Here is a 22,865-nt window from a genome sequence, read left to right as displayed (position 1 = left end):
ACTTGCGGCGCCGCGCGGGTACAGCGGCCGTTGCACGCCGGGTCACCGGCTGCCGACGGCCGCTGTCCGTCGGCACACTGTCCCAGCACTGTGATTATGAGCTACGAACTGTACTACTGGCCGGGCTTGCAGGGCCGCGGTGAATTCGTCCGCCTAGCGCTCGAAGAGGCGGGTGCGGATTATCTCGACGTCGCGCGCCTGCCGCCGTCCGGTCGCCGCGAGGACGCCAATCCGCAGGGCACGGAGCACGGCATCGGCGCGATGATGTCGATCCTGCAAAGCCAAACCGAGCCCTACCTCCCATTCGCTCCCCCCTTCCTGCGCGACGGCACGACGCTCGTCGCGCAGACCGCTAACATCCTGTTGTACCTAGGGCCCCGGCTCGGCCTGGCGCCCGCCGATGAAGCGCTACGCCACTGGGTCCACGGGCTACAGCTGACGATTGCCGACATGGTGACCGAGGCACACGACACGCACCACCCGATCGCCAGCGCGCTGTATTTCGAGCAGCAGCGCGACGCCGCCCGGCAGCGCGCCGCCGATTTCATCGCCAACCGAATACCGAAGTTCATGCATTATTTCGAGCGTGTGCTCGAGCAGAATCCCGCGGGATGCACGCACTTGGTTGGCGCGACATTGAGCTACGCAGACCTGTCGATGTTCCAACTCATCGATGGACTGCACTACGCGTTTCCGCGTGCCACCGCTCGCTTCGCGACACAGTATCCGAAGCTCACGGCGCTACATGAAGCGGTGCGCACGCGGCCGCGCATCGCCGCGTACCTGGCGTCGCCTCGCCGCGTCCCGCACAACGAGTCGTGCGTGTTCCGGCACTACGCGGAATTGGACACGCGTTGACCCATCGTCACCGCGCCGTACTGGCCTTCTTGCTCAGGCTGCGCACCCGTGCGCAACGCCTGTTCAAGCTGTCCGACAAGCATACGATGCTGCTGTGGGCTACCCTCGCCGGCTTGGTCGGCGCAGCCGCGACCCTCGTGTTCCGCCTCGGCATCGACTGGCTGGAATCGCTCATCGACCCCAATGCGAGCGGATTGGTGCAGATCGCGCGCGACTTGCCGTGGTACGCGCGGCTCGCGCTGCCCAGCGCTGGAGGCGCCGTGGCCGGCATGCTACTGCTGGCGGCCCGGCGCAACGACGATGGCAAGGGCCATGCCGACTATATGGAAGCGATGACCATCGGCGAAGGGGTGGTACCCGTGCGACAAAGCCTGTGGCGCAGCGGCTCGTCGCTAGTCACGATCGTCTCCGGTGGCTCGATCGGCCGCGAGGGCTCGATGGTGCAGCTTGCCGCGCTCAGCGCGTCGCTGCTCGGCCGCCTCGTGCATGTCGACCCCGAACGTCTGCGCTTGCTGGTAGCGTGCGGCGCCGCGGCCGGCATCACGTCCGCGTACAGCGCCCCGATCGCCGGCGCGCTGTTCGTCACCGAAATCGTGCTGGGCTCGATCGCGATGGAGAGCTTCGGGCCGATCATCGTGTCATCCGTGGTCGCCAATGTCACGATGCGTGCATTGTCCGGCTACCAAGCGCCCTACGAGATGCCGCCCTTTCCGGCCATCTCCGGCCTCGAAGTGCTGTGGTTCGTCGGGCTCGGCATCCTGTGCGGGATGCTCGCGCCGGCGTTCCTGCTTTTGCTGAGCGCATCGCGCAGGCTGTTCGGCCGATGGATAGCGCCCCTGCCCTGGCGGCTCGCGCTGGGCGGCGCGTTAGTGGGTGCCTTGTCGATCCAGGCACCGCAAGTGTGGGGCAATGGCTATAGCGTGGTGAACGCCATCCTGCACCAGCCGTGGACCTGGCAAGCGCTCGTTGCAGTGCTGGTGCTCAAGGTGGCGGCGACCTGCGCGACAGCCGGCTCAGGCGCGGTCGGCGGTATTTTCACGCCAACGCTGTTCGTCGGCGCGGCGCTCGGTGCGATTTACGGACTCGCGGCCCATGCGCACTTGCCGCTCGCCACGTCGGCGCCACTCGCGTATGCGATCGTCGGGATGGGCGCTTTCCTCGCGGCAGCGACCCATGCGCCATTGATGGCGATCCTGATGATCTTCGAGATGACGCTCAGCTACCAGGTCGTGCTGCCGTTGATGCTAGCCAGCGTGATCGCCTATTTCATCGCGCGGGCCCTGGCCGAGACCTCCATGTACGAGGTCACGCTGCGGCGCAACCGCGAACGTCGTGAACGGCTGCGCCTGAAGGCCACGCAGATGCGCGAACTGGTGCGCCCGGCCGACACTGTCCTTGGCCTGGACGCGAGCGTGGCGGACATGACGCGTGTCTTTCTCGAGTATCCGGTCAAGTACATCTATATCGTCGACGCCGCCGGCTGGTTCCAGGGCGTGGTCGCGTTAAAGGACATCACCTCCGACCTGCTCGACAAGCACGGTCCGCGCGAGCGCCGCGCGCGCGACTACCTGCGCCGAGATTTCGCCGCGCTGACACCGGACATGCCGCTTGCCGCCGCGTTGCAGCACTTTCTCGCTTTCCAAGGCGAGCGGCTACCTGTCGTCGCATCGACGCAGGCGCCTAAATTGCTAGGCGTAGTCTACAAAACCGCGCTGCTGCAGGCATACTTCCAGATGAATGCCAGCGACTGAGCCACGCCACGTGCGGCGCGCCGCCGCGATGGCAAAGCGCAACGGATTCACTACAATGGATTCGGAGGGTGCGACATGTCCGAACAATCGATTCCTACACTGCGGCGCGACCAGGCCGGCTGGATCTTCGTGCATATCGAGGGCGCGCCGTACGAGCGCGGCCTGCAGCACGGCCAATTACTCGCCCGCGAGATCAGCAGCGCGATCCGCACCGCGCAATACCTGGCCAAGTGGGACACTGGCGAGGAGTTCGACACCTTTGTGAACGCTGCAATCGATCAGTTCACCGACCGTGTCGATGACGAGTTCACCGCCGAGATGCGCGGCATTGCCGATGGCGCGCAGATGCCCTACGAACTGGTGCTCGCCTGGAACGGCTACATGGACCTGCTGCAAAGCTGGTGGCCCACGCATGTCAGCCAAACACGGCCACAGCTTGCCGGCAAGCCATGGCGCGGGCGCCTCGGCCATCACTGCAGTGCGTTCATTGCAACCGGCAGCGCCACGCGCGATGGTCGCATCGTGATGGCGCACAACTCGTGGGACCGCTATGCGGTTGGCGATGCGTTCAACGTGATCTTCGATATCGTGCCCGAGCAGGGCAACCGGATCCTAATGCAGGGGCTGCCCGGCTGCATCTCCAGCCTGACGGACTTCTGGATCACGTCGGCGGGCCTAATGGTGACCGAGACGACGATCTCCAATTTTGTCGGCTACAACACCTCCGGCTCGCCGGAATTCTACCGCTCGCGCAAGGCGACTCAGTACGCGGATAGCATCGGCTCGTGGTGCGAGCGCTTCGCGACCGACAACAACGGCGGCTACGCGAACAGTTGGCTGCTTGGCGACACCAAAACCGGCGAAATCGCGCGCTATGAACTCGGGCTGCATTATTCCGGGTTCGAGGTCACCAAGGATGGCTTTTACAGCGGCTTCAACACGGCCAATGACCTGAAGATTCGCAACCAGGAATGCGTCAGCGAGGGGGACGACTACAACGACGTGCGGCGCAATGGTGCGCGCCGACTGCGCTGGATGCAACTGATGGAAAAGCACCACGGCCGGATCGATGTTGAACTGGCCAAAGAAATCATCGCCGACCATTACGATGTGTACCTCGACCGCGATGATCATCCGAGTTCGCGCACCCTCTGCGGCCATCTGGAACTGGACGACGCACGCTTTGGCGGCGCCACTCAGGGTCCGTTCAATCCGTGGGGGGCCAACGACGGCAAGGTGGTCGACAGCGACATGGCGGTGCGGCTCGAATTGTGGGCCCGCTGGGGTCACCCATGCGGCCGGCCGTTCGACGCACAAGCGTTTATGCGCCGCCATCCACAGTGGAATTGGCTCAACGGTTACATGCGCGATCGCGCGTCCCAGCCGTGGACGCTGTTCGACGCGGTCCGTTGACCGCATGCCGGCGCGCAGCGCGGCGCGTGCCCTCGAGGAACACGGGCACGCAGGTTGCGTAAGCATCGCCATTGCGCTTCAGTGGAGGACCGACGCCATGAATCTGACCGTGTCACATCCGATGGCGGCACTGGCCGCGGCCATTGTCAGCACGCCGCTCGTCGCCATCGTGCCGTGCGACAGCGGTGTGCCCAACGCTGCCGCCAAGCTCGCGCGGCATGTCAAGATCCGAACATGAGCGGCACGGTATCGCCAATGCGCCTACCCCCCTGTTGTTTCATCTGGAGACCTAACGAATGAGCACCACCGACCCAATCGACCAACAAATCAGCCAGACGCTGCGCAACGTGCGCTACCCGGCCACGCGGGATACGCTGGTGGCTGCTGCCTGCTCGGCGGGTGCCAGCAACGACGTATTGCTCGCGCTGCAGGCGCTGCCCGAGCGTGACTACCCGGATCCGCAGTCGGTCGCGCGCTGGATCGGCAGTGCCGCGGGCCCCGGCCTATCCGCCTAGCGTGTATGCGCGCGGCGACGCACTCAGCGGGGCCCTGCCGCCCGATGACCGAACACCGCCGCGCTGAAGAACGCCGCCAGCACCTTCTCTGTCATTTCGTCGGTCACGTGCGGATCCGACGCGTGGAAGAACTGGATGCCGTCGCACAGCGCCACCAGGCCAAGCGCGAGTTGCGCGGCCGACACGACCGACCTGATGCGCCGGCGCGCGCAGAGTGCATCGATGAAGTGCGCGATGTCCGAGCGGGTCTGCTGCGACAGCGCATTGAGTCGCGCGCGAAACTTCGCGTCACGCGTGGCCAGCAACCGCGCCTGCATCCACACCAGGAAACACTTGTTCTCGCGGTACAGCGTACTATAGTACGTCAAGATCCGCGCCTCGATGTCCTGCGCGCTACTCTGCAGATCGAAAATGCGCTGCAACTTTTGCTGAATATCGCCGTGATTGCGCTCCAGCACCGCCAGCAGCAACTCCGCCTTGTCCTTGAAGTTCGAATAGAACGCCCCACGCGTGTAGCCGGCTGCCGCGGCGACGTCCTCGACGCTGGACGCGTCGAATCCTTTCTTTATAAAAAGCGTCTGCGCAGCATCCATCAGACGCTGACGCGTCTGCTCTCGGCTTTGCTCTCGCGTGAGCCGGGTACGGGGGCGGGGGCGGGCACGAAACATCGACATGGACGTATGGTATCACCATCGGCCACGTAAATACGTCTTTGCATTCGGATACGACGGTGCATTAAAATGCGACCCAGTATTTAGCGGGCAGATGCGGCGCCACGCGCATCACAGGCGTGTCCGGGCGACGCATCGGCTCATTGCGTCCGTCGCCCCTCGCCGGAGTTGCCGTGAAAGCTCTTGTCTTGCCTTCCGCCTCACGTCGTCGCCCGCGCCTGGCGCCGTGCGGCACCGCCATCGCCAGCGTGCTGAGCGCGCTCGTGCTGCTTAACGCGTGCCGCGACCGTGCTGCACCGGCCGCGCCCGCTCGACCGGTCGTGGCGGCTACCGTGCACAGCGCCACAGCCGGCGCCATGGCCGCGACAACCGTTCCCGGCGAGGTGGCCGCACGATTCTCGACGCCGCTGTCGTTTCGCGTCGGCGGCAAACTGATCGAGCGCCGGGTCCATCTGGGCGACGCCGTGCACGCCGGTCAGATCGTCGCGCAACTCGATCCCGCCGATGCGCGCAAGAACGCCGCGAGCGCCGCCGCACAGTTGCGCGCGGCCGAACACCGGCTGCTGTTCGCCCGGCAGCAGCTCGAGCGCGACCGCGCGCAAGCGCAGTCAAACCTGATTAGCAAGCTGCAACTGGAGCAAACCGAGGACAACCATGCCGCGGCCCTCGCGCAGCGCGATGTCGCCGCTCAGCAAGCCGCGCTGGCGAAGGATCAGCTCGGCTATACCACGCTCGTCGCTGACCACGAGGGGGTAATTACGCAGGAACTAGCCGACACTGGACAGAACCTGTCGGCCGGACAAGCAGTCTACCAACTCGCGTGGTCTGGCGCGCGGGACGTGATCTGCGACCTGCCGGAGCGCACCCTGGCTTTCATCGGTCTCGGCGCGAAGGCCAGCGTCACGCTTGCCGCGTTGCCTGGCCAGGCGTTCACCGCGACGCTGCGCGAGTTGGCGCCGTGCGCCGATCCGGCCAGCCGGACCTATCGCGCCAAGCTCACGCTCGAGTTGCCCCACGGCGGCGCCGACACGGTGCGCCTGGGCATGACTGCCCGCGTGGCCTTTCAGCCGGACGCCACGCGTGCGGCGCTCAACCATGACATCGTCCTGCCCGCCACCGCACTGTTTCATCAAAACGAACGCCCCGCGGTATGGGTGATTCGTGCCAATGCCGCGTCGCGCGACGCCGGCCAGCCGCGCGATGCGCACAAACAAGATGTGGGCACGCTGGAACTGCGCCCGGTCACGGTGTCGCACTACACGGAGCGCAGCGTGGTGGTCAGCGCCGGACTGACCGACGGCGAGCGCGTCGTGCTACGCGGCGTGCACACGGTCAGCGCGGGTGAGCAGGTCAAGCCCGTTGCGCCGCTGCATCCGGAGGATTTCGCACTATGACCGGCGCTCCATACAAACCGCCTGGTCATTCGCATGACGAAGGCCGCTTCAATTTGTCCGCCTGGACACTGCGACACCAGGCATTGGTGGTCTTCGTGTTGGTGCTAGTCACGCTTGCGGGCATCCTGTCGTACCGGAATCTGTCGCAATCGGAAGATCCGCCCTTCACCTTCAAAGTGATGGTGATCCAGACACGGTGGCCCGGCGCCGATGCCCAGCAAGTCCAGCAACACATCACCGACCGGCTCGCCCGCAAGCTGCAAGAAACCCCAAAGATCGACTTCCTGCGCAGCTACTCGCGCCCTGGTGAGTCGCTGCTGTTCTTCACGATCAAGGATTCAGCCCCAGCCTCGACCGTGCCAGACACGTGGTACCAGGTCCGCAAGAAGATCAGCGACATCGCCCCTACCTTGCCGCCCGGCGTGCAGGGACCCTTTTTCAACGACGAGTTCGGCGACGTCTACACGAACATCTATGCGCTGGAGGGCGACGGATTTTCCGCCGCGCAGTTGCACGACTACGCAGACCAGTTGCGCGGCGAGTTGCTGCGCGTGCCCGGCGTCGCAAAAGTCGATTATTTCGGCGATCCAAACCAGCACATCTATATCGAAATTTCGAACGCACAGTTGTCCCGGCTCGGCATCAGCCCCCAACAACTCGCCCATGCGATCGACACGCAAAACGCCGTCGCTGCGGCCGGCGTGCTGACCACCGCCGATGACCGCGTGTTTGTGCGGCCGAGTGGCCAATACAATCATGTCGACGCGCTCGCCGATACGCTGGTGCGCATCAACAACCATTCATTCCGGCTGGGGGACATCGCCACGATCCGCCGCGGCTACGATGATCCGCCGGTCACGCAGATGCGCTTCAACGGCCGCCCAGTGCTCGGCATCGGCGTGACGATGCAACCAGACGGCGACGTGATCAAGCTCGGCAAGGCGCTGGACGCGCGCGTCCAGCAGTTGCGCACGCAGTTGCCTGCCGGGCTGGCGCTGACCGAGGTCTCCAGCATGCCGCACGCCGTGTCGCATTCGGTGGACGACTTTATGGAGGCCGTCGCCGAGGCGGTCGGCATCGTGCTGGTGGTCAGCCTCGTATCGCTCGGGCTGCGCACCGGGATGGTCGTGGTCATCTCGATCCCGATCGTGCTGGCCGTGACCGCGCTGGTGATGGGCGTGTTCAATATCGGGCTACATAAGGTGTCGCTGGGCACGCTGGTGCTCGCCCTCGGCCTACTGGTCGATGATGCGATCATTGCGGTTGAGATGATGGCAGTCAAGCTCGAACAAGGCTGGAGCCGCGCGAAAGCGGCTGCATTCGCGTACACCAGCACCGCGTTTCCCATGCTCACCGGCACGCTGGTAACCGTATCCGGTTTTCTGCCGATCGCGTTGGCCAAGTCGGCCACCGGCGAATACACCCGGTCGATCTTTGAGGTTTCAGCGATCGCGCTGCTGTTATCGTGGCTCGCCGCGGTGATCGTGATCCCGCTGCTCGGCTATCACCTGCTGCCCGAGCGCAAGCGGCCTGCTGTTCCCGAAGCGCGGAGGCACGCAGACGAACGCGAACAGAAGCCAGTATACGGACACAAGCAACGGAATGGGCACGAACAAGAACAAGAACAAGAACACGAGCATGATATCTACGACACGCCCTTTTATGCACGCCTGCGCGTATGGATCACCTGGTGCGTCAAGCGCCGCTTTGCCGTGCTGGTTGTGACGTTCGTGCTTTTCGTGGTCGCGCTCGGCGGCTTCGGGCTAGTCGCGCAGCAGTTCTTCCCGAGTTCGGAGCGGCCAGAGCTGTTGATCGACGTGCGGCTGACCGAAAGCGCATCGTTCGACGCGACGTTGCGGGAAACGCAGCGCATTGAGGCGCTGCTCAAAGGGCGGCCGGAGATCGATCATGCGGTCAGCTTCGTGGGCAGCGGCGCGCCGCGCTTCTACCTGCCGCTAGACCAGCAACTGCAACTGCCCAACTTCGCGCAGTTCGTCGTCACCGCAAAGTCCGTGAAGGACCGTGACACGCTCGCGCGCTTTCTTGACGACAAACTCACGACCGACTTCAGTGGCGTTCGCACACGGCTGTCCCGACTGGAGAATGGCCCACCGATCGGCTATCCGGTGCAATTCCGCGTCAGCGGCGACGACATCGCGACGGTACGCTCAATCGCCACACAAGTCGCCTCAGTGATGCAGGACGACGCTCGCACGCGCAACGTCCAATTCGACTGGGACGAGCCGGGACAGCGCTCGGTGCATTGGGTGGTCGATCAGGCCAAGGCTCGCGAGTTGGGCGTATCGTCGCAGGATATTGCCAGCTTCCTGCAGATGTCGCTGTCCGGCTACACGGTCACGCAATACCGCGAGCGTGACAAGCTGATCGGGGTAGACTTGCGCGCGCCCCACAACGAGCGTGTTGACCCGTCGGCGCTCGCGTCGCTGGCGATGCCCACGCCGTCCGGGCCTGTGCCGCTCGGCACGCTCGGGCAACTGTCGTATGGGCTCGAATACGCGGTGATCTGGGAGCGCGATCGGCAACCAACGATCACGGTGCAGTCCGATGTGCGCGGCGGCGCCCAGGGCATCGACGTCACAAAGTCGATCGACAAGGCATTGGCGGGGCTGCGTGCGAAACTGCCGATAGGCTATCGCATCGAGGTCGGCGGTTCGGTAGAGGAAAACGCGAAGGCGCAAGCATCGATCAATGCGCAACTGCCGCTGATGATCATCGCCGTGCTGACCTTGCTGATGATCCAGTTGCAAAGCTTCTCTCGCGTGATGATGGTGGTGTTGACCGCACCGCTCGGGCTAATCGGCGTAGTTGCCGCACTGCTCGCGTTCGGCCAGCCGTTTGGCTTCGTCGCATTGCTCGGCGTGATCGCGATGTTCGGCATCATCATGCGTAACTCCGTGATCCTGGTCGATCAAATCGAGCAGGATATCGCGGCCGGACATGGCCGCCTTGCCGCCATCGTCGGCGCGACGGTACGCCGTTTCAGGCCCATCACACTGACTGCCGCCGCTGCGGTGCTGGCACTGATCCCGCTACTGCGCAGCAATTTCTTCGGCCCGATGGCGACTGCGCTGATGGGCGGTATCACCAGCGCCACCATATTGACGCTGTTCTACCTGCCCGCGCTGTACGCTACGTGGTTCCGTGTGCGTAACGACGAAACCCAGCCGCCGCCGCAGGAGGCACGATGATGCGCCGTTTTCCAAGAGTGTTGTTGTCACCCATGTCAACGCCGGAGCCCGTGCCGAGCTTGTTCTTCATGTCGAGGCGGTGGCCTGGCTTACGCGCATCACCCACCTGCAGGATCCATCCGTGCCGCGTCGTCAACAGGCGAGCGGCGCTCGCCACGACAGCATGCGTCGCCGCGGCATGCGCCACGCTGCTCGGCGGGTGCGCTTTCGCGCCGAGCGAACGGCCCGCGCCGCCTGCGCCGCCCCACTATGCCGCACAGCCCGGTGCGGCGCAGAGCGTAACAGCGGCAGGCGTAGCGCAGCGCTTCGCGCTCGGCGCGCGTGCAGTGCCGCGCTGGTGGATGCTGTACCAGTCCGACGCCCTCAACGCGTGGGTCGATGAAGGGCTGCGCAACAACGCCACGCTGGCGGCGGCAGAAAAAACCCTCGCCGCCGCGCGTGAACAGCTGCATGCGCAGATCGGCGAATCCATGCTGCCGTCAATCGATGCTGGGGGGCAGGTGCAGCGCCAACGGGCGCTGGGCATGCCCATCCAGGGGCCGCCGACATTGCGCTACAACACCTTTGTCGGACAAATTCGCGCGAACTACACGATCGACCTGTTCGGCGCAGCGCGGCTGGCCAACCAGGCAGTGTCTCGGCGGGTCGATGTCCAGTCGTACCAGTTCGACGCCGCGCGTCGCACGCTCGCTGCCAACATCGTCAGCGCCGCGCTAGCCGCGGCGTCGCTGCACGAACAATGGGATGCCCAAGCGCGCATCGCCGCATTGGCGGCGGCCGAAGCTGACGACACGGACAAGCGCGTCGCACTGGGCGCCGCCTCGCAGGTCGATGCGCTCAATGCGCGTCAAAGCGCGCAGGCGGCCGCAGCCGCGGTGCCGCCACTGCGCGCGCAATGGCTAGCGGCACGGCATGCCCTGGCTGTGTTGATGGGCCGCACGCCGGATGCAGCGCCTGAGGACCTCCCGCTGGACCGCCTCACATTGCCGGACACCGTGCCCGTATCACTGCCATCGACGCTGCTGCACGAGCGCCCGGACGTGCTCGCCGCCGACGCGGCGGTGCAGGCGGCAGCGGCCGAGGTCGGTGTCGCAACCGCACAGATGTTTCCGAGCCTGACCTTGTCGGCATCATGGGGCCAGGGCGGCTTGAGCTGGCCGTTGGCGACCCGTGCCGCCGGCCGTCTGTGGAACCTCGGCGCGGGTCTAACTCAGCCGCTATTCCATGGCAGTGCCCTGCGCGCGCAGCGCAGGGCCGCACTCCACGCCTATGATGCGGCGCTCGACCAGTACCGGCAAACCGTGCTGAACGCATTCCGCGACGTGGCTGATACGCTTGTCGCCCTGGAGCAGGATGCCCGCACGCAGGCAGCCGCGCTTGCCGCGCAGCAGGCGGCCGAACAAGCCACGCAAGTGGCAAGACAACGCTATGAGTCGGGTGCATTACCGATATCAGCGGTACGTGCCAGCGAACAGCAGACGCAGTCGACGCGAATCCATGCGGTACGTGCGCGCGCCGCGAGGCTGGCAAATACCGCATCGTTGTTCCAGGCCATGGGCTCGCCCGCCGTCGACACATCGGCGCAACGCTAGCGACCTCACCGTGCGCAGACGTCAGGCTGTTCGAGCGACATGCGGATTGCCCTCGCTACCATGCCGTGCCTTGTCGTGCCGCATCGTACCCTGCCATGCCTTATCGTATCCTGCCGTGCCTGGCCGTACTTTGTCGTACCCTGCCATGCCTTATCGGCGCACCGCCATATCACCCACGCGGTGCAGGTGGCGGCTGGCATACGCCGTGCTACGAACATACAAGACTGAACGCGACAACGCGCCGCCAGCGTTGTCCACCTTGCCGGGAGAAAGCCATGAGCGACCACGTGTATAAACAGATCGAATTGACTGGATCGTCGACGCAATCCATCCAGCACGCCATCGAAAACGCAATTGAGAAGGCGTCACGGACCTTGCGCAACCTGCATTGGTTTGAGGTCACCGACACGCGCGGCCATATCGAGAGCGGCAAGGTCATTCACTGGCAGGTCAGCCTAAAAGTCGGGCTGCGGATCGAGGACTGATCCACCGCTGCCGAACCGACGTGGTGCCGCTCACGCCGCCTGCCGCGGCCCCGTCGCATTCAGTGCGATAACGCGGTACCCATGCCCGTAGAGCGGCTGAATCGCCCATCCGTTCTCGCCGTTGAGCGCGAGCTTCTTGCGCAGCTTGTAAATGTGCTGGTCCAGCGCGCCATCGACGCGTTTGTCGGAACCGGCCCATACCGTGCGCGCGATATGTGCACGGCTAACATATTCGCCTTCGTTCGAGAACAGTATCCACGCGACTTCGAATTCGCGCGGCGTAAGCCGCACCTGTCTGTCCCGCAGCAATACGGTGCATGCACCCCGATCCAACCGGTACTCGCCACGCTGCAATACAGGCTCCCGAGCGTCGCGCGCGCGCGCGTCGCGGCGATGACGCAGTATCGCGAGTTGCAGCCGGATCATTAAATCGCGCGCGTTGACCGGCGCCAACACGACGTCGTCGGCACCCGACTCGAACAACGCCGTGCTGTTCGCCACGTCGCCTGCCACGCCAATCAGGATCACCGGCATCAGCAGCGCGCGATAGCAAAGCCGGCGCGCCAAGATGGGTTGCAATGGATCGACGCCTGCCGTCGCATCGAGCAGCACCGCACTAAATGCATGACGAGATACCGCACGGACCAGCGAGATGTCGTCGCCAAATTGTCGGCAGGCGATCCCATATTCCTGCAGCACAGCCCTCACACGCGCATGAAGCCCCACGTCCTGGACCAGCACTGCGACGGTCAAGCCCGCGGCGCCCTCATCCAACAGGCACGTGGCGTTGGCCAGGACGCCCCGTTGCCCCGCGCGCGGTGACTGGAGCAGGTCACTATTTCGATCGGTGACACAAAACATAGCAGTCCATAAGATATTGACGTCTACCCACGTCGCACTGAACCACATCGACCCATTGCTGCGGGCAACGACTTACGCTAACATTTCATTATTCTTTCAACTTATTTCATTTATCTGACGGCGAAGCAACGATCGCTGTCCGATTCAGACTGCTAAAAGCAACGACCATGCCATTGGCGTCGAGCTGTCGTAAAAAACGAACTCTTGCAAACGTTTACGAGTTTCGGCATGCTCACATGCAAACGATGGCTTGAGACAGTTTTGACCCATGCAGCACCGCCGGCCGAGTGCCGGATGCACACGCTTCGGACCGCCAGCCGCGATTGACGGGGCCGGCAAGGCGATTCATGGGCCTGGCACACAGTGTCTCACGCATCGATACACTGATACATTCGCAAATGAAAGACGGGTGGCAGGATATAGGCCTCGAATGCCTGCGGGATACGAAGGAACAATCAGGCGCATGACGGCCGAAGAGTGGTGACTTCATGGCAAGGGATCCGAAAACCGCCCACGTAGACCGTGTGATCGATGCGGTCCGCAATGGCACGAGTGATTCTCCGGATACCAGCCCGCGGCTGCTGTCGTCGTGGCACAGGTCACTGCAACTGTATGGCATCGACCCGACATCGCCGGTATCGCCGCGGATCCTGACGGCGTACGAACTCAAGCAGATTCAGCAACAGGAAGAGGATTTCCTGCTCGCCTCCGGTCAATACCTATCACGCCTACATGACACGCTGCGCAGCGCGGGCTACTGCGTGCTGCTGGCCAACGCGCAAGGCGTGACGGTGGACTACCGAGTCGATCCACATTTACGCCGTCAGTACAAAGAGGTGGGGCTGTACATTGGGTCCTGCTGGTCCGAGCGCGAGCAAGGCACCTGCGGCATCGGCAGCGCGCTCGCCGAATGCACGCCAATGACCGTGCATAAGGTCGATCATTTCCGTTCGCTGTTCACGACCCTCACGTGCACCGCCGCGCCGATTCTCGCGCCGGACGGCAAGCTGATCGGCGTTGTGGATGCGTCCGCGCTGCAGTCGCCCGATAGCGCGGACAGCCAGAGCATCGTTCATCAACTGGTACGGCATACCGCGCAGTTGATCGAGGATGGGTACTTCGTGAAGCAGACGACGCAGTACTGGCTATTGTTCGGTCACGGCAACCCGCACTTCGTCGAGGTGAATCCGGAAGTGCTGATTGCATTCGATGAGCGTGGCGCCATTGTCGCGGCAAACCGCGAGGCCAAGCAGCGGTTTCCGATACTCGCGTCGGGCGCGCCCGCGCACCTGTCGATGCTGTTCGACGTGCGTGACGCGGACCTGTTTTCCATCGACGGGCTGCAACGAATGACCGCGCTGCGCTCGCATGCCACGAGCGATATGCTGTACGCGCGGATACGCGCGCCACAGGCAGGCATGTCGCCGTGGCAACCGTCGCCGCTAACCTTGCCGGCCTCCCCTCGCGCGGCCGACGATACATCGGTGCGCTCGGCGCCGCCGTCGATGCGCGTATTTCTCGACAGTCGTGACCCGGTGATCGCGCGCAATGCGCGCATCGCATTGCGTCTGTCGGGCGAACATCTACCCATCCTGATCCTGGGCGAAACAGGCGCCGGCAAGGAAATGTTCGCTAAAGCCATTCATGCTTCCGGCGAACGAAGCAAACAGCCCTTCATTGCGGTGAACTGCGGCGCCATTCCGGAATCGCTGATTGAGAGCGAGTTGTTCGGCTACGCGCCTGGCGCGTTCACCGGCGCGCGCTCGAAAGGCGCGCGCGGGCGCATCGCGCAAGCCGACGGCGGCACGCTGTTCCTCGATGAAATCGGCGACATGCCGATCGATCTGCAAACGCGGTTGCTACGCGTGCTCGCCGAAGGCGAGGTGTTGCCGTTGGGTGCCGATACGCCAGTGCAAGTCGACCTGAGCGTGATTTGCGCGACCCACCGCGACTTGGACGCGATGGTCGCTTCCGGGCAGTTCCGCGAGGATTTGTATTATCGGCTCAGCGGCGTCGTGCTGACGATGCCGGCGTTACGCGATCGAGCCGATATCGAAGATGTAATCGTCGCCGTATTTCAGGACGAGGCGCGGCGTGTGCCCCGCGCGCTCACGCTCGACAGCACGCTGCTCGCACGGCTGGCGCGCCACCCGTGGCCGGGCAACGTCCGGCAACTGCGCAACGTGCTGCGCTACGCGTGCCTGCTTTGCGATACGCAGCTGATCACGGCAGCGCACCTGCCGGCTGATGTCCGCACGCAGCTCGATACTCTGGCGCAATCACCACATCCACATCCACATCCACATCCACATCCACCGCACGCAAGCGTAGCATGGCACGCCACGAATGGCGATGCAACGGGCGAGCGGTTCGGCAACACGCATGCCTACGATATGCTGGCCATCGAGCGGTCCAGGATCCTGGACGCACTGGCTGAGCATCGCTGGCATGCCACGCGCGCCGCGCGTGCATTGGGCATGTCGCGTGCCACACTGTATCGGCGACTGGCCAAGCTGGGCATCGCTCGCCCCCGCTTCGGCGAAGCCGGCTGACACAACACGCGCCTATGGTGCCGACGTGAAGCACCGCGGCAACCTGACTTCGGCAACGCGCCGTCCTCATCTTTCATCTACGCGTTGATCTGCGGCAACGGCGGCGATGCCGAGCGAGCACCGCACGGGCACGCCCGGGCAGTGGTCCGCCACCAGGCGGTCGTGCGCCGCGGCGCTGCCATCATCCGAACTGGCGTAGCACCTGTAGCAAGCGGCTCGCAGACGTATCCCAGCGATACTGCTGCGCATGAGCGCGGCCCTTCTCGCGCATTGCGCGGCGCTGCTCAACGTCGCCCATCAACTCGACGATCTTCGCTGCAATGTCAGCTGCATCATGCGCGTCGCAGTAAAGTGCCGCGTCACCACACACTTCGGGCAACGACGCCTCACGCGAGGCGATTACCGGGCAGCCGCAGTACATCGCCTCGAGCGGCGGCAAGCCGAACCCTTCGTACAACGACGGAAACACGAAGCATGCCGCATTCTCGTACAACGCCTTAAGCTCACCATCGCTGACGTAGCCGGCCCAGACGATGTGCTTGGCGGCGCTGGCGGCGCGCGGCAACGATGAACCGAATACCTTCACGTTTTGCCCGCCGGCGATCACAAACGTGAGCCCCGGATGCTCGCGCTCGAGCAAGGCGATTGCTTCCAGCGTGCGTGCGAGATTCTTGCCCGGCGCCAGCGAACCGACGATTAGCACGAAACGGTCAAACGACAGGCTCAACCGCTGCAGCACGGCATAGTCGCTCTCGAGTCGATCAAAGTGGTCAACACCGGGCGGAATCACGGAAATGCGCTCGGGCGGCACGCCGAGCCGCGCAGCGATGCGCCCCTTCGAGAACGACGAGACCGTGAGAATATGCTGCACGTTACGCTTGAGCAGCGCAAACGCGAAGCGATACCACAGGCGGAACTGGGTCGAGTAACCTTGCGGCAAGTCAAATACGGCAGCGTCGTGGATCATCAAGACCTGACGGCGCTTAAACAGCGGGCCGATGTTGCACAGACTGAGCAGCGTGCGCGAGCCAGCGGCAAACGGCAGCGCGAGCTGCTCCCAGAGCATACCGCGCAGATACGGCACCACGTGCCGCGGCGTGGCGGCCGGCAGTTCACTGTCTATGTGGTCGCGAGGCACCAGCAGCAGCGGCGACGCAGCGAGTGTGCCGCACTGCTGCGATAACGCCGCGGTCAATTCGCGCGCCACGCGCTGTACGCCGGTGAGCCGCTGCGACGTGAACTTGCCGTTGATTGTGAGGGGCGCCGGCAACAGCACCGCGTGGCTGCGCTCACCATCCAGCGCGGCGCCGCCATGCGAACACTCACGCTCAGGCTGCCGACGCATCGCCTTCCCGCGTATAAGCGTAGATGTACTCGTAACTGCGGCGGTCGCTGCGGCGCGCCGACATCCCATTGAAGATCGCGCCGGCTATCTGGGCGCCGGCCCGGCCCAGGCGCTTGAGCGTTTCCTGCACTTCCAGTTCGGTCTGCGCGTTCTCCCGCATCACAAGCACCGTTGCGCCCGCGTAGCCGGCGACGATCGACGCATCGGCGACTGCCAGCACCGGCGGCGTATCGACCAACACCAAGTCATACCGTTCATTGAACTGCGTGAGTTGCTCCGCCATGCGCTCCATCGCCAACAGCTCTGACGGGTTGCCGGGASGTGCGCCAGCCGGCAGCAGCGACAGATTGGCCACRCTGGTTGGATGGATCGCCTGTTCCGGCGCCAATCCGTCGCCGAGTAGCTCGGCCAACCCCACCGTATCTGCCACTAGTCCGAAATGCATGCCCAGCCGGCCACGGCGCAGATCCGCATCGACCAGCAATACGCGCTTGCCCGCTTGCGCGTACAGCAAAGCGAGATTGGCGGAAATAAAGCTCTTGCCGGTGCCAGGCGTCGCGCCGGTCACCATCACGATCCGATTCGTAGCACTGAGCAGTTTCGAGTTGAGCATCGTGCGAATGCCGCGCAGCGCTTCGGTCGCGACATCGTGTGGGCGCGTGGCCGCCAGCAGCCTGCCGGCGTGCGGACGCGGCTGATACCCGTCCGCTACCGCATCGGGCGACGCGACCAGCGCCATCGCGCCGCGCGCGTCGCCATGCAGCGACGGCTCGCGTGCCCCGGGCAACACGGGCAGCGGCGGCGTGCGCGCCAGCCGCACCTGCTCGTCGCTGAACAATACCGCGCCGAACACCGGCAAGCGCAGCTTGCTCTCGAGCTGCTCGGGCTCGCTGACCGATTGCGACAGATAGCGACGTGATATCACATATAGCACGCCGAGCATCAGGCCGAGCACGATCGCGGCCGAAATGATCAACGCGCGTCGCGGCTTGACCGGCGTGGAAGGTTGCACCGCGGTGTCGATCACATGCACGTTGCCTACCGTGCCGGCGCGCGACACGGACAGCTCGTGTGCCTTATTGACCATCGCTACGTAAATTTCCTCAGCCACCTTTGCATCACGCGCCAGATCGGCAGATTGCCGGTCAGCGCTTGGCAGCGAGTCGAAACGCGACTCGAACTTGCCCTTGGCCGCACGCAACTGCGCCAGCTGCGCATCGACTGTCTTGACTTCAGGACTTTGCGGCGTAAACCGATCCAGCAGTTGAGTACGCTGCAGGTTCAGTGCGGCGATCTGGCGGTCGAATTCAATGCTGCCTTGCAGATAGCTCTGACTCTCGGTAGTCGCCTGCATCGAGCCAGATGCAACCCGATGCGACTGCAGTTGCGCCTCAGCCTGCTTCAGGTCGTCGCGCAGCCGCGGCAGTTCATTGTTGATGAACGCCAGCATCTTGCTCGCCTCTTCCTGCGTCTGCGTGACACGCGAGCCGATGTAGTTCTGCGTCACTGCATTGGCCACCGCCGTAGCCAATGCAGGATCATCGTTCTCGTAGCTGATCTGCACGATGCCGGTTTCCTTGCCGACCTGCACGACCTTGAGCTGATTGATGAAGCGCCGTACCGCCGTCACCTCGTTCAAACGCTCGACTATAAACGTCTCGCCGTCGCGCGCCGCCAGCCGCTCGACCAGCATCGATACCGGGCCGGCTTGCGCCAGTTGCCCCTCGACACCCTCCACCAGCAAATTGCCCTGCTCGTCCAGCAACTGATAACGCCGCGCGCCGAGCACCTTAAGCTCAAGCTTCTTGTCCTGCAACTCGCGCGGTACGTTCAGCTGCGCGATGTCCACCAGTTCGCCGCCCCATGCGTACTTAGACAGGCCAAACCACGCCCGCGACGGCTCGCCACGCGTGGCCAACGCGTCGGCGATCTTGCCCAGCACCGGAAACCGATGCGGCGTCACGAGCACGTCCAGCTTGTATTGAGCGATCACCGGTGCGAGGACCGCGCGGCTGGTGACAATTGCCATTTCGGTTTGTGTCGGCGGTTCATTCGGCGAACTGTTGTTCTGGCTTGGCTGCTTGGTGACCAGGTCTGCCAACTCATTTTGCTTGGGCACCTCGACCTGCACCAGGGTGTCTGCCGAATACAGCGGCGTGGCGAGGAACGCGTACGCGCTCGCCAGCGCCGTGATCACCGCCGCGATGCCGACCACGGCCCACAGGTTGTCAGTGATCACGCGAACCAGGTCTCGCGGTACGAGCCCCTCGCTTGCGCCCGACGACGGCAAATAGCCCATGTCGATGTGTCGCGCTTCCATTTGAAATCCTCAGTTATCGCTCGTTGCCATAGATTCGAATCATGCCCAGATGTCTGCGTCGATCAATGGTTAGCGGTTATGCGCCACCGACCAGACCAGGTAGAACGATTCGGCCGAAGGCAGGATTTGTGCAAGCAGGCGGTTGAAGCGAGCAGCCGGTGCGGTGCCGACGTAGACGACGTCCAGTGGCTTCATGTCGAATTCGGTGGCCAGCATCATGGCGTCAACCTGCGTCATGTCCAGTCGGAAGATCTCCGGCTTGTTGTCGGCCGGCGCGTAGCTAGCCTTCTTGAAGCCCTCCTCCAAGCCATCCTGCCCATTGGAAATTTGCGTGAGCGGTGGATTGGGATGGCGGATCACGATGATCTGCCGTGGGTTCGCCCCGGCCGGATCAATACTGCCGGCTGCGGTCAGCGCGTCAGCCAGTGTCAACTGGCCTTGGTTCATGAACACCGTCTGCGGCTTGGGTACCTCGCCCATCACAAACACGCGGTTCTGCGTCCGGTCCGGCACGTTCACGATGTCGCCGTTCTGCAACACGATGTTCTGCCGCATGTCGCCCCGGTTTAGGATTCGCGTTGCATCGATCGTGATCACTTTGCCGCCACGCGACACCAGCACCCGCTGCAAATCCGCGTCCGGATTGCCACCGCCGGCACGGTTGATTGCATCGATCACCCGCATCGGCGAGCCGGTCAACGACAACTGCCCCGGATTTTTCACACCGCCAGTCACCTGTACTTGCTGGCTGCGATACTGGATCACGCGCACGTCAATCTGCGGATCCTTCAGACGGCCCTTCAACCGGTTATACAACAGTCGCGAGATCTGCACCGTGCTCTGTCCCAGGACCCGCACGCGGCCCAGCGACGGAAAGAAGATCGTGCCATCGGCGGCGACCCGCTGGCCCTGCGCGTCAAGCTCACCCGGACCATTGGTGCTGAATGCGCTTTGCGGCTGCTGCTGGCCGGCCCCCAGGCTGCCCATGCCCTGCAGCGTGCCCGTGTCCGGCAGCGGAGCCGTCGCCGCATTGCCGCCTTGCGTCAGCTCCAGATGCCCCCATACGGTGATGCCCAGCACGTCGTTCACCCCGACCCGGTAGTCGCTCACCTCATTGGCCGGCATCGCGTGCAGGCTCGCCTCGCGCGCGCGCGCATCGGCCGCATCCGATTCTTTCAGCTTGAAGACGAGTTCCGGAGTGATCAGGTTCACGTCGTAGGTCGTCGTATCAGTCGGTTTGCTTAGATCGTCATGCATGCGGCTCGAGTCCAATGTCGGTCCCGGAGCCAACGCACAGCCGGACAATGCCACCGTCATGGCGACAGTCATCCACATGGGGCACTTCAACATCTTCGTTTCTCCTTTTTGCGCGGCTGGCTGGAGCAAACGCGCGACATGCGCGGCGTATGGCCTTGGGCGCAGATTTTCTTTCCACTTTATCCAGCAGCAATGCGTCGGGCCACCGGGCCGACGTGCGGCACATCGATCGGTACGGCTCAAAATGCGTTACGGCCGACAAAACCCTTCACCAGCGTAATCAAGATAATCTTGATGTCGAACCAGAAAGTCCAGTTTTGTATGTAGAACAAATCAAATTTGACTCTCGCCTCCATCTTTTCCACTTTGCGCGTCTCACCGCGGTAACCATTGACTTGAGCCCACCCGGTGATCCCCGGACGGATGCGGTAGCGATACATGTAGCCGTCGATCAAGTCCTTGTACAGGTCGTCGTGCTCGATCGCGTGCGGCCGCGGGCCAACCACCGACATTTGCCCCAGCAGCACGTTCAAAAATTGCGGCAGCTCGTCCAGCGACGTGCGGCGCAGGAACGCGCCGACTTTGGTGATGCGCGTGTCATGACGCGAAGCCTGGCGCACCACACCATGCTGCTCCTGGTGCACGCGCATAGTGCGGAATTTGAAGATCTCGAACTCCTGTCCATCAACGCCCTTGCGCTTTTGTTTGAACAGCACCGGGCCGGGAGACGAGAGCTTCACCGCGATGCCCAGCACAATGAACAGCGGCGACAAAGGCACCAGCACGGCTAAGGCGAACAACCGGTCAAACACCCGCTTGGGCCACAGTTGCGGGTCGGAAACCGGACTGGCCGCCAGGTTGATCGCCGGCATGCCCAACACCTCAGTGACCGACTGACTGAACAGCGTCATGCTTCGCACGTCCGGCAAGAACCTCAGGTTGACGAAATCGTGGCGAAACTCACGCACGATGCGCTGGATCACACGTTCATGCGACAACGGCAACGCAAGCCACATTTCATCGATCCCGCCGGCACGCACGATGCGAGCAAGTTGCGCGAAGTCCGTCAGTACCGGCACGCCGCCAATGCAAGCCGAAGGCACCGTGCCGCTATCGTCGAACACATACACTGGCCGAAAACCTGCTTCCGACGCCGCATGCATCTGGTCGAGAACGGCGCGGCTATAGCTTTCGGTACCGACGATGATCACCGAGTGTGTGGTTCTTTCCGCTTTGCCGGACCTTGCGCAATACCGCATGGATAAACAACTTGCCCGCGAGCAGCAACGCGCCGCAGGTCAACACCGCCGTGCCCAGCCACAGGCGCGAGATGTCGTTGCTGCGATGCAGCGTGAAGATGAAGCACAAGCCGAGCACGACCACCGCGAACCAAGCAAGTGTGACGCGTGACAACAATCGGTGCAGTGTCTGCCCTCGCCACGAGCGGTAGATACCCAGTGGCGGGAAGACCAGCAGCGTCAATGCACACGACAGCGCCACCAGCGAGCGCTCCGCGTCAGTCAGGTCGAATGAGCCGTTGTAGCGCAACGCATGCGCCAGCCATGCGCCCGCTGCAACGAGCAAGACGTCCGATAGCCTTGCAACGATTCCTAGCATTGTGAATTTCTCCGCGCGAACGCTTAGGCGGGTTGCAGCACACGGACGTAGCCGAGCGTGCGCAGTGCACGTCCCTCGGCCGGCGCGATCGTGCGCGAGCGCTCCAGCGCCACGACATCGGCGGCACGCGGCAACAGCCGATCAAATTCTCGACGGATCATGCTGTAACACTCACAGGCACGCGCCTCGAGGCCATGCCGGTCAAGCACGGTGATATGCCCTCGGCGTTGCCTGATCAAACCTGCTTCCTGCAGTTTGCCGGCCGCCTCGGTCACCCCCTCGCGACGTACCCCCAGCATGTTCGCAATCATCTGCTGGGTGACCGCCAACTCGTCCGTAGCCAAACGGTCATGCGCAAGCAGGAGCCAGCGACAGAGTTGCTCATTCACCGAATGGTGTCTGTTGCATAGCGCACTTTGAGCGATTTGCGTCATCAGCGCCTGAATGTACAACAGCATCAGTCGATGAATACCCATCGACTTTTCGAACTCCTTTCGGAATACGCTGGCGGGCACGCGGTATGCAAAACCGCTGCTGCGCACCTCGACACGGCTGGGCATCGTACCGCCGCCGGTGAGCACGGGCACCCCGACCACACCCTCGTTGCCGATCGCCGCGACCTCGACCGTCGCGCCGTCCTCCATCAGATACAACATCGACATCACCGCAGTCGTTGGGAAATACATGTGACGGATCGGCTCGTCGGCATCGCAAAGCAGTTGCGGGCTCTTGACGCGAACCAGCTCGAGGTGTGGCTCGAGTGATCGCCAGTCCTCCTCGCTCAAGGCGCCGAGCAAGTGGTTCGCATGCAGATCATCTCTGGGGTAGAGCATATTGGTGTTCCGGTTTGGCTATGCTGCGCAAACGCAGCGTGGTGTCCGTCGAATTTCGCTGATCACAATCCAAGAACAATTGCAACCGCTGCAATCTTTACCTTGACTTCGGATCCGCGGCCTGTTGAACGTTTTCTGTCACGTTGCCGTGTCGCCCTCTGGAGGGGACATAGCCTTGATTCAGCGAGTTGT

Annotated in this window: 16 protein-coding genes and 1 pseudogene; 10 read left to right on the top strand and 7 right to left on the bottom strand. The window is 63.5% G+C overall.

Annotated elements, in window-relative coordinates; translation table 11 throughout:
- Window positions 1-96 precede the first annotated feature (96 nt).
- From RBRH_RS12920 to RBRH_RS12900, 5 genes are all read left to right on the top strand, one after another.
- Entirely contained in the window at window positions 97-858 is a 762-nt protein-coding gene (locus RBRH_RS12920) for a glutathione S-transferase (RefSeq protein WP_041754692.1), read from the top strand.
- Window positions 855-2,609: a ClcB-like voltage-gated chloride channel protein gene (locus RBRH_RS12915; protein WP_041754690.1), complete on the top strand. Its 1,755-nt coding sequence runs from the start codon at window positions 855-857 to the stop codon at window positions 2,607-2,609. Before RBRH_RS12920 ends, RBRH_RS12915 begins: the two co-directional genes overlap by 4 nt.
- A 75-nt stretch (window positions 2,610-2,684) precedes the next feature.
- Window positions 2,685-4,022 (top strand): C45 family autoproteolytic acyltransferase/hydolase, encoded by a 1,338-nt coding sequence (locus RBRH_RS12910; protein ID WP_013428477.1) that lies wholly within the window; start codon window positions 2,685-2,687, stop codon window positions 4,020-4,022.
- Window positions 4,023-4,119: 97 nt separating this feature from the next.
- Window positions 4,120-4,260 (top strand): hypothetical protein, encoded by a 141-nt coding sequence (locus RBRH_RS19225; protein ID WP_157864521.1) that lies wholly within the window; start codon window positions 4,120-4,122, stop codon window positions 4,258-4,260.
- A 58-nt stretch (window positions 4,261-4,318) separates the two neighbouring features.
- Window positions 4,319-4,537, top strand: coding sequence for a DUF2795 domain-containing protein (locus RBRH_RS12900; RefSeq protein WP_013428475.1), 219 nt, complete (start codon window positions 4,319-4,321; stop codon window positions 4,535-4,537).
- Between the two features lie 23 nt (window positions 4,538-4,560).
- On the opposite strand, the gene RBRH_RS12895 is transcribed toward RBRH_RS12900, so the two are convergent.
- Window positions 4,561-5,211, bottom strand: a complete 651-nt coding sequence (locus RBRH_RS12895) for a TetR/AcrR family transcriptional regulator (RefSeq protein WP_013428474.1) — start codon at window positions 5,209-5,211, stop codon at window positions 4,561-4,563.
- 170 nt (window positions 5,212-5,381) lie between these two features.
- Between RBRH_RS12895 and RBRH_RS12890 the strand changes: the two genes are divergently transcribed.
- From RBRH_RS12890 to RBRH_RS12875, 4 genes are all read left to right on the top strand, one after another.
- Window positions 5,382-6,602: an efflux RND transporter periplasmic adaptor subunit gene (locus tag RBRH_RS12890; RefSeq protein ID WP_370645104.1), complete on the top strand. Its 1,221-nt coding sequence runs from the start codon at window positions 5,382-5,384 to the stop codon at window positions 6,600-6,602.
- On the top strand, window positions 6,599-9,811 hold the full coding sequence (locus RBRH_RS12885) for an efflux RND transporter permease subunit (protein ID WP_013428472.1): 3,213 nt from the start codon (window positions 6,599-6,601) through the stop codon (window positions 9,809-9,811). Before RBRH_RS12890 ends, RBRH_RS12885 begins: the two co-directional genes overlap by 4 nt.
- Entirely contained in the window at window positions 9,808-11,403 is a 1,596-nt protein-coding gene (locus RBRH_RS12880) for an efflux transporter outer membrane subunit (protein ID WP_013428471.1), read from the top strand. The genes RBRH_RS12885 and RBRH_RS12880 overlap by 4 nt, the downstream gene beginning before the upstream one ends.
- A gap of 275 nt (window positions 11,404-11,678) precedes the next feature.
- Window positions 11,679-11,888, top strand: a complete 210-nt coding sequence (locus RBRH_RS12875) for a dodecin (RefSeq protein WP_041754685.1) — start codon at window positions 11,679-11,681, stop codon at window positions 11,886-11,888.
- A 30-nt stretch (window positions 11,889-11,918) separates the two neighbouring features.
- Here the strand turns inward: RBRH_RS12875 and RBRH_RS12870 are convergent, their stop codons facing one another.
- Window positions 11,919-12,749 carry a response regulator transcription factor gene (locus RBRH_RS12870; protein ID WP_157864520.1) on the bottom strand — a complete coding sequence of 277 codons (831 nt, stop codon included), beginning with the start codon at window positions 12,747-12,749 and terminating at the stop codon, window positions 11,919-11,921.
- 488 nt (window positions 12,750-13,237) lie between these two features.
- Here RBRH_RS12870 and RBRH_RS12865 point away from each other — a divergent pair, with 488 nt between their 5' ends.
- Complete coding sequence (locus RBRH_RS12865) at window positions 13,238-15,301, top strand: sigma-54-dependent Fis family transcriptional regulator (protein WP_013428467.1); 2,064 nt, start codon at window positions 13,238-13,240, stop codon at window positions 15,299-15,301.
- Between the two features lie 181 nt (window positions 15,302-15,482).
- Here the strand turns inward: RBRH_RS12865 and RBRH_RS12860 are convergent, their stop codons facing one another.
- The 5 genes and pseudogenes from RBRH_RS12860 to RBRH_RS12840 all read right to left on the bottom strand — a co-directional run bounded on the left by RBRH_RS12860 (window position 15,483) and on the right by RBRH_RS12840 (window position 22,673).
- Entirely contained in the window at window positions 15,483-16,715 is a 1,233-nt protein-coding gene (locus RBRH_RS12860) for a glycosyltransferase family 4 protein (protein ID WP_013428466.1), read from the bottom strand.
- Entirely contained in the window at window positions 16,630-18,966 is a 2,337-nt protein-coding gene (locus RBRH_RS12855; protein WP_013428465.1) for a polysaccharide biosynthesis tyrosine autokinase, read from the bottom strand. The genes RBRH_RS12860 and RBRH_RS12855 overlap by 86 nt, the downstream gene beginning before the upstream one ends.
- A 69-nt stretch (window positions 18,967-19,035) precedes the next feature.
- Window positions 19,036-20,316, bottom strand: a complete 1,281-nt coding sequence (locus RBRH_RS12850; RefSeq protein ID WP_041754683.1) for a polysaccharide biosynthesis/export family protein — start codon at window positions 20,314-20,316, stop codon at window positions 19,036-19,038.
- A 146-nt stretch (window positions 20,317-20,462) separates the two neighbouring features.
- Window positions 20,463-21,840 (bottom strand): annotated as a pseudogene (locus RBRH_RS12845) (undecaprenyl-phosphate glucose phosphotransferase).
- A 23-nt stretch (window positions 21,841-21,863) separates the two neighbouring features.
- A complete protein-coding gene (locus RBRH_RS12840) occupies window positions 21,864-22,673 on the bottom strand; it encodes a Crp/Fnr family transcriptional regulator (protein ID WP_013428461.1) in 810 nt (269 codons plus the stop codon).
- Between the last annotated feature and the right edge of the window lie 192 nt (window positions 22,674-22,865).

The organism is Mycetohabitans rhizoxinica HKI 454, assembly GCF_000198775.1.
GTDB classification, from domain to species: domain Bacteria; phylum Pseudomonadota; class Gammaproteobacteria; order Burkholderiales; family Burkholderiaceae; genus Mycetohabitans; species Mycetohabitans rhizoxinica.
Note: the sequence above shows the minus strand (reverse complement) of the source record. Positions and strands in the feature narration are given on the sequence as shown.